The following is a 7,178-nucleotide window of genomic DNA, read 5'->3' on the forward strand; positions in this document are numbered from 1 at the left end:
GAATATTGCCCGTTGAGAAGACAATTCGACGGGGGCGAGTAGGAACCGGTCAGCACGCCTCTTAGACCACCTGTGGCTGAACCGCCCGGTGCAATGATGCGATTCCAATTCGCGGGGGCGAGAACATAGTGCGTGCCAGAGTGTGCAAGGGTGCTATTCCACGTGTGCGAGACGGATTCTCCCATCGGCAAGTCGAATTCAAGCTTCCAATCGGTTAGCGGCACCGTGCTCGAGTTGGTGATGGTGAAGTGGGCGATGAAACCGGTCTGCCACGTCGATGTCACCGACAACGTCGCCGTGGCCGCAGCCGCATGAGCTCCGGGGGTGATGGCGAGTCCGAGGATGGCAACTATCAATGCCGACACGGTTACGTGAAGCGCTGTGCGCCAGCGCTTCACGTAACCGTCCAGTCCGGCCATAGCAGCCGACACTAAAGCCAAACAGGCGGGCTCGGCCGTCGCATCGCGGGTACGCTGCAGTACCTTTGCTCAACTGAAACCGTCATGAAATTTTGGCCTCGATCCACCCTGAACTATGAACCGGCCCGGCCGAACGCGGACTGCGGACGGGGAAAGCCAGAATGCTGGCCTCATCCGGGGCGCGGAGTCGTTCAGCCGCCGGCAAACGAGCGGTCTCGCGCACCCCCCTTGGGAGCGTCCGGCTGGTCTCGCAACATCGACCGCACTCCCCCGTCAGCGCCGCTCACCGCTCCACGGTGACCGCACGGGCAGGAATACGGTGGAATCGGATATGGCGGGTTACCGGTAAGCGATAGCCTGTCGACCCGGGTCACAGAGGCCGCATGGACCACCTGCCGCTCACCGTGAGGCGGTCATCGTGACACCGGTTTTCCGGTGCTGACTCTCGAGGTAGGTGCGACCGGTGCGGCGTGGGATCGGACCGTGCCCACCCCGCGCTCACCGAACGTGAAACAGTAGCGAGATTCGGTCCTGATTTTCGCAATGGCTTCACGTTCGGTGCGCGGACCCGTCACCCCGGGGGACTTACCCAGGGCGACAACCCCCGACGAACGTGCCAGCCCGACCACCTGGAGATCCAGGACGATGCGCAGTGCCGAATCAACTCGGCGGCCGGCGGGCTGGAGCCGACAGCCGGGCGGTCTCGACATCGACATTGACAGCAGACCATCGCCGATCTTGATGCTATGCTGTCAAACGTGCGTACCACAGTCACTCTTGACGACGATGTGGTGCAACTGTTGCGCAAGCGCATGAAACAACAACACGTCTCGTTCAAGACAGCGCTGAACGATGCAGTGCGCGATGCTGCGGCTCAGCGTCCCCGAATGGGCGCATTCGCTACTCGCACAGCCGATCTTGGCGTGCCGGGGATCAATCTTGATCGGGCGCTGCAGGTCGCGGCCGGCCTCGAAGACGAAGAACTGATCCGCCGTCAACGGCGGCGTGCATGAAGATCGTCGACGCCAACGTGCTTCTTTACGCGGTGAATACCGCGAGCGATCATCATGAGGCCTCCCGGAGGTGGTTGGACGGAGCGCTGTCGGGGGCTGATGCTGTGGGGTTGGCCTGGGTCCCGCTACTGGCATTCGTGCGGCTGGTTACTCGTCACGGATTGTTTCCCTCACCGCTGTCGCCGGAAGCAGCGGTGAGGTAGGTCGTCGATTGGCTGGGTGCGCCGACAGCGGTCGCGGTCGAGCCCACCCCGCGTCACGCCGAGATCCTGGGCAGGATGCTCACAGTGGTTGGCGCGGGGGCCAACCTGGTCAATGATGCCCACCTGGCCGCGTTGGCCGTCGAGCACCGCGGCGGCGTGGTGTCCTACGACAGCGACTTCGGACGGTTCCCCGACGTGCGGTGGCATCGCCCTGACGCATTGCTGTAATCCGCTGTCATCCGCCTTCGACGGACCGGCAGTTACGGCCTTGCCGGTGTTGCATCCTCCTCACATCACGGTGTGGCAGTTGAGCAGCTGGCCGCCGCCACTGGGCAGATCCTCATGTCCCTTGACACGCCAGCATCGAGTGATGCAAGTGACGCTTAGACGGTTGCACTTCTGACGCTTGCCCGACATGCGGACATCCCACCCGCGGGACAAGCGTCAACCGCAGCCGCCCGGCACGAGGCGCAACGAGTGGCTGTAGCGTGACGGCCGTGAAATCCTTCCGAGTGTTTTCCTCCGTCGCGCTCGCGGTCTGCATCGCGGCAACCGTGCTGACGCTCGCTGCATCGGGCACGGCAACCGCGGCCGGCTCGTGCCCCACCGCAGCGCCGGCGAACGGTGGACCCCCGGACTGGACCCTGGCCGGGACCACAGGCAGCATCGCGGTCACCGGACCCACGGATACGACAGCTCCGCGCGTCACCGTGACGCCCCCGTTCAGCGTGACCCAGACCCAGGTGCACACGCTGCACGCCGGAGAGGGGCCGGTGGTCCCGGGCACAGCCCGGGTTTCGGTCTGCTATCTGGGCGTGGACGGACGTGACGGGTCGGTGTTCGACAGCAGCTACGAACGGGGCACCCCGGTCGACTTCCCGCTCGGCGGAGTCGTGCCGGGCTTCCAGAAGGCCATCGCGGGGCAGCAGGTCGGGTCCACGGTCGCCGTCGCAATGACCTCCGCGGATGGCTACCCCAACGGTCAGCCCAGCGCTGGAATCCGGCCGGGCGATACGCTCATCTTCGCGATCAAGATCCTCAGCGCCTCCACCTGAGTCGCGATCAGCGCGCCGAGCGTGGGCGCTGGGCCTGCAGTAGCCTCGCCGATGTGGCGGTTCGAGATCACGGCGATCCCGGGGATGCGCCGTCTGCGCCGCCGCCGCTGGTCCCGCCGGTGAATTCTGCGCGTCCGTCCGCGGCGGAGCAGGCGCGCACAATCGCCGCCGCCACCAATGCGGCCACGCTGGCCACCCTGACCGCCGAGGGCGATCCCTGGGCGTCGTTCGTGGCGTACGGACTGCTGCACGGGATGCCGGTGCTGTGCGTCTCGAACCTGGCCGAGCACGGCCGTAACCTGGCCGGCGACCCCAGGGCCAGCCTGGCGATCGTGGCGGCGAGCAGCGACGCCGACCCGCTGGCCGGCAGCCGCATCACGTTGGCCGGTAGGGCCAGCGCGCCCACGGCCGGCGAACGGGACGCGGCTCGGGCGGCCTACCTGACCGCGGTGCCCGCCGCCCGGTACTACCTCGACTTCAGCGACTTCACCGTCTGGGTGCTCAGAGTTCGGCGGGTCCGGTGGGTCGGTGGATACGGCCGGATGGACTCGGCCACCGGCGACCAGTACGCCGCAGCGTCGCCGGATCCGGTCGCGCCGGCCTCGGCCCGGGCCCTGGTACACCTCAACGCCGGCCACGCTGACGCCCTGGCGGCGATGGCCCGGGCGTTCGGCGGCTATCCCGACACCGACACCGCGGTGTGTACCGGTGTCGACCGCTACGGCCTGGACCTACGGGTGCACACTCCACGCGGGGTGGCCTACACACGGGTCGGCTTTCCGGAGCGGCTGGATTCGGCTGATCAGTTGCGTTCGGCGGCAGCGGACTTGGCCCGCGCCGCGGAGTCGCGCCCATAATCGCCGGGCCGATGAAGCGCCGTGTTACCGGCGGGGGAGGTCTCGACGGTGAAATCGAGGCCTTGATCGATCGCCCGTTCCAGCAGCTCAGTAGTTGTTGCAGGTGTTGGCCACCTGCAACACCAAACCCGTGTACTGCTGAGACTCCGGCATGCTGCGAAGCTGTTGGATCATCCGTTCGCGTTGATCGGGCGGGGCGGACAGGAACGAGCGCAACCACGACTGCGCGAGTGGTGACGAGCTGAACCGCGAGGCGATGGCCGGATCTTGGGCGTTCAACGCCGCCATGGCCTGCGGGTAGGTGCAGGTGGTGTTGATTATCGGAGTCAGATCGGGATCGGCGGACGCGACGCCGACTCCGGCGGTCAACGACAACGCCAGCCCGCCGGCCGCAAGGGCCAGCTTGGTCAACGACAGCGAGGGCATGTGGATACCTTCCAAACTCGTGAGCCACCGACCGGACGGCGGCGACCCTTCCAGTTTAGCGGAAGCGCGGCGCGGCGCCTGCCGCAGACAAAACCCGCAGATTGCGGCGACCTCCTGTCGGAGGCGCACCGGGGTTCCAGACGCTGATCTCACGTCTGCCCATGACGCCGCTGAGGTACCGCGCGCAGCAGGCCCGACGCGCCGGCGGCGACGCATCGGCGCCGGTGGCCTCGATGCCCTGCCGATAGTGGCTGCGCCGGTTCAGGCGGATGCGGGCTCGCTGACCTTGACCAGACTCTTGCCGATGTTGGCCCCGGTGAACAGCCCGTTGAGGGCGTCGACGCACGACTCGACCCCCTCGACGATGTGCTCCCGGTGCGCGAGTCGGCCTTGCTCCTCCCATCGGCGCAAGGCGCCGAAAGCCTCGTCGAACCGACCCCACTGACCGAGCGTGTTGAACCCCTGCATGAGAGCCGTTTTGGACAGCAGGTTCACATAGTTCGCCGGCCCGGGGTGCTCCCCGCTGACGTAGCTGGAGATGACGTCGCACAGCACCACCCGCCCATTGGCGGCGATGCGCCCCAGCACCGCATCCAGGATCGGCCCGCCCACGTTGTCGAAGTACACGTCGACACCGTGCGGGCAGTGCGTTTTCAGAGCCGCCACCAGGTCAGCGTGCTTGTAGTCGATGCACGCGTCGAAACCGAATTCCTCGACGACCACGCGGCACTTCTCCGGCCCGCCGGCGACCCCCACCACGCGGGCCCCGGCGATCTTGGCGATCTGCCCGGCAACCGATCCGGTGGCGCCTGCGGCGGCCGACACGACCACCGTCTCCCCCGGCTGCGGCCGGCCGATGTCGGTCATTCCGAAATAGGCGGTGGCACCGGTCGGGCCGTACACCGACATCACCGCCAACTGGTCGACTGTGGCTTTGCCGGGGACGGGAGTGCTGAACACGTCGTCGCGGACGATGACGTACTCCTGAAAGCCCGTCAGCGTGGTGACGACATCGCCGACGGTGTAGGCGTCGCAGCGCGACGCGACAACTTCGCCGATCCCGGCGGCCCGGATGACCTCGCCGAGCTGCACCGGCGGGAGGTAGCCGGGCTGGTCGTTGAGCCAGGTCCGGGCGGCGGCGTCGATGCCCACGTAGGTGGTGCGCAGCAGCGCCTCGCCCTCGGCCGGCTCGGGTGCCGGCGCGACGACCAGCTCGGTGTCGGCCGGCCCGAGCAACCCGGCGGGGCGGTGCCGCAGCACGATCTGACGGTTCATCGGATGCTGCATGATGTCGAAACTACGGGACGCGCAGACGATGTCGCGGCCGCAGCCGTTCAGAACGGTGCATCGTGGAGGGCCAGGCTGACGAAGAGGTAAGCCAGGCAGAACAGCAGGTTCAACGATGCCAGAACCAGGCCCGCCACGAGCAGGTACTCGACGCAGCGGCGTCTGTTGCGCTGGAACCTGGCCAGACGCTCCGCGCGCTGCATCTCACTCGCGACAACGGCGAAATTCACGTCCGCCAACTCGTCGCCTGCGACGGGCGCGCCCGCCGCCAGTTCCTGCAGGCGGACCGCCGCGATGCCCACGCCGACGCCCGCGAAGCGACGGCTCATGCGGCGCGCCTGTCTGCGGCTGAGCACCTGGTCCCGCCTGTACAGACGGCGCGGCGGGCTGTCCCATCCGTCGCCCCACAGGTATGACGGAGTCGTCATGGCGACCACTCTAGTGCGGCTCGCTCATCGCCGCGGTCAGCCCTGCGACGATTGCGGCAACCAGGATCCGGCCGGCCCGCTGCGGCGATTGCAGGCATCGTTACCACCTGGTGGCACAGTCAGTTTCGCCGACTATGCCCGGCTGATTTCGTCCTGGTATTTCTTGGTCATGTGGTCGATGGCCTGCAGTTGGGTCTGCGCCAGGTCGTCGCGCACTTCGCTGGCCCGCGCGGCGGCATCGAGGGTGGGCTGCGCCTGCCCCTGGAAGTGTGGCATCACCTCGGCGGCGAACAACTCGGCGGACCGCTTCGTCGCTGCCGGATTGGCCCACTCGTGGCCCATCTGCAGCAGGCAGCCGAAGCCGCCGGACTGATCCCACAGCCGCTGCACCTGTGCCCGGGCGCGTTCGGGTGTGCCGATGACGCCGGCGCCGGCTTCGTTGATGTGGTCGATCATCTCGTCGAGCCGGTCCCCCGCCATCGTCATCTGCGGGAATGCCGCCACCTTCTGGAAGTAGCGGAACCACGGCTCGATGCCGAACTTGACGTCGGTGCGCGCCTGCTCGTCGGTTTCGGCGACATGGAACGGCCCGACAAGCGTCCAGTCGGCGCGATCGGCCTGCCTTCCGAAGGCCGCTGCACGCTCTTCGACGATGCTCCAGTGGTGGCCGAGCGCGTCGAATCCCTCGATCGTCAGCGTCGCGCCGATGGACAGCAGGCCGATTCCGTGTTTGCCGGCCAGGCGAGCTCCGGTCGGCGACGCGACCGCGGCGACCGCGAGCGGGATGCCGCCCTGGGAGTAGGCCGCAAGCTGCAGGCGGGCGTCGAACAGTTCGTGGGTGGCGGTCTTGGCGCTGACGGTCTCCCCCGCCAGCAGGCGCACGAGGATGTCGAGGTTGGTTTCCAGCAGTTCGCGGGTGTCGGTCGGGTTCAGGCCTATCATCGCGGAATCGGTGGGCAGCGAGCCCGGCCCGACGCCGCCGATCACCCGACCGTGGGTGAGGTGATCCAGCAGCATCAGCCGGTCGGCGACCCAGAGTGGGTTGTGGTAAGCAAGCGAGATCACCCCGGTGCCGAGCCGGATCCGCGTGGTTCGCTCCGCGGCGGCGGCGATGAAGATCTCCGGGGAGCTGATGATTTCGCTGCCCGCCGAGTGATGCTCACCGATCCACGCCTCATCGAAGCCCAGAGTGTCGAGATGTTCGACGAACTCCAGGTCGCGTTGAAGAGCGAGCGTCGGGTTGGTGCCGGCGCGATGGAATGGGGCAATGAAGTATCCAAACCTGAGCCCGGCCATGGGCATCCCCTTGCGATCGACTTGCCCGACCTTAACCCCGCCGCCGGCGATCGTATAGACGTGCTCAGCGATGGTGCGCGGTCACGGCCAGCCGCCGCAGCCCACGCCCGGGATGCAGCCGCCGCCTCCGCCGGGTCCGCCGCTGCCGGTGGGGCCGCCGGGGATGCTGCCGCCGCCTCCGCCGGGTCCGCCGC

Annotated in this window: 8 protein-coding genes and 1 pseudogene; 4 read left to right on the forward strand and 5 right to left on the reverse strand. The window is 67.6% G+C overall.

The window, feature by feature from the left end; translation table 11 throughout:
- A partial coding sequence (locus ABDW21_RS02685) for a cellulose-binding domain-containing protein (RefSeq protein WP_343710029.1) occupies positions 1–419 on the reverse strand: 419 nt, incomplete at its 3' end.
- Between the two features lie 758 nt (positions 420–1,177).
- On the opposite strand from ABDW21_RS02685, the gene ABDW21_RS02690 reads away from it, so the two are divergent.
- From ABDW21_RS02690 to ABDW21_RS02705, 4 genes and pseudogenes are all read left to right on the forward strand, one after another.
- Positions 1,178–1,432: an antitoxin gene (locus ABDW21_RS02690; RefSeq protein ID WP_343599195.1), complete on the forward strand. Its 255-nt coding sequence runs from the start codon at positions 1,178–1,180 to the stop codon at positions 1,430–1,432.
- A pseudogene (locus tag ABDW21_RS02695) lies at positions 1,429–1,863 on the forward strand (type II toxin-antitoxin system VapC family toxin). The gene ABDW21_RS02690 and the pseudogene ABDW21_RS02695 overlap by 4 nt, the downstream one beginning before the upstream one ends.
- 269 nt (positions 1,864–2,132) lie before the next feature.
- Positions 2,133–2,690 (forward strand): FKBP-type peptidyl-prolyl cis-trans isomerase, encoded by a 558-nt coding sequence (locus tag ABDW21_RS02700; protein WP_343710030.1) that lies wholly within the window; start codon positions 2,133–2,135, stop codon positions 2,688–2,690.
- A gap of 53 nt (positions 2,691–2,743) precedes the next feature.
- Positions 2,744–3,547, forward strand: a complete 804-nt coding sequence (locus ABDW21_RS02705) for a DUF2470 domain-containing protein (protein ID WP_343599199.1) — start codon at positions 2,744–2,746, stop codon at positions 3,545–3,547.
- An 87-nt stretch (positions 3,548–3,634) separates the two neighbouring features.
- On the opposite strand, the gene ABDW21_RS02710 is transcribed toward ABDW21_RS02705, so the two are convergent.
- The 4 genes from ABDW21_RS02710 to ABDW21_RS02725 form a co-directional block, all read right to left on the reverse strand.
- Entirely contained in the window at positions 3,635–3,973 is a 339-nt protein-coding gene (locus ABDW21_RS02710; RefSeq protein ID WP_343599201.1) for a hemophore-related protein, read from the reverse strand.
- A 261-nt stretch (positions 3,974–4,234) separates the two neighbouring features.
- Positions 4,235–5,260: an NADP-dependent oxidoreductase gene (locus ABDW21_RS02715; protein WP_343599203.1), complete on the reverse strand. Its 1,026-nt coding sequence runs from the start codon at positions 5,258–5,260 to the stop codon at positions 4,235–4,237.
- 47 nt (positions 5,261–5,307) lie between these two features.
- The gene (locus ABDW21_RS02720) at positions 5,308–5,688 is read right to left on the reverse strand and encodes a hypothetical protein (protein WP_343599205.1); all 381 of its coding nucleotides are present in this window, start codon (positions 5,686–5,688) and stop codon (positions 5,308–5,310) included.
- Between the two features lie 132 nt (positions 5,689–5,820).
- Positions 5,821–6,984: an LLM class flavin-dependent oxidoreductase gene (locus ABDW21_RS02725; protein WP_343599206.1), complete on the reverse strand. Its 1,164-nt coding sequence runs from the start codon at positions 6,982–6,984 to the stop codon at positions 5,821–5,823.
- Positions 6,985–7,178: the final 194 nt, after the last annotated feature.

The sequence above is a fragment of the Mycobacterium sp. genome (assembly GCF_039583805.1).
Classification (GTDB): Bacteria; Actinomycetota; Actinomycetes; order Mycobacteriales; family Mycobacteriaceae; genus Mycobacterium.

Excerpts from the sequence above, each read along its gene's own strand:
- ABDW21_RS02720 (WP_343599205.1), bottom strand. The coding sequence starts at position 5,688 with ATGACGACTCCGTCATACCTGTGGGGCGACGGATGGGACAGCCCGCCG.
- ABDW21_RS02710 (WP_343599201.1), bottom strand. The coding sequence starts at position 3,973 with ATGCCCTCGCTGTCGTTGACCAAGCTGGCCCTTGCGGCCGGCGGGCTG.
- ABDW21_RS02715 (WP_343599203.1), bottom strand. The coding sequence starts at position 5,260 with ATGCAGCATCCGATGAACCGTCAGATCGTGCTGCGGCACCGCCCCGCC.
- ABDW21_RS02725 (WP_343599206.1), bottom strand. The coding sequence starts at position 6,984 with ATGGCCGGGCTCAGGTTTGGATACTTCATTGCCCCATTCCATCGCGCC.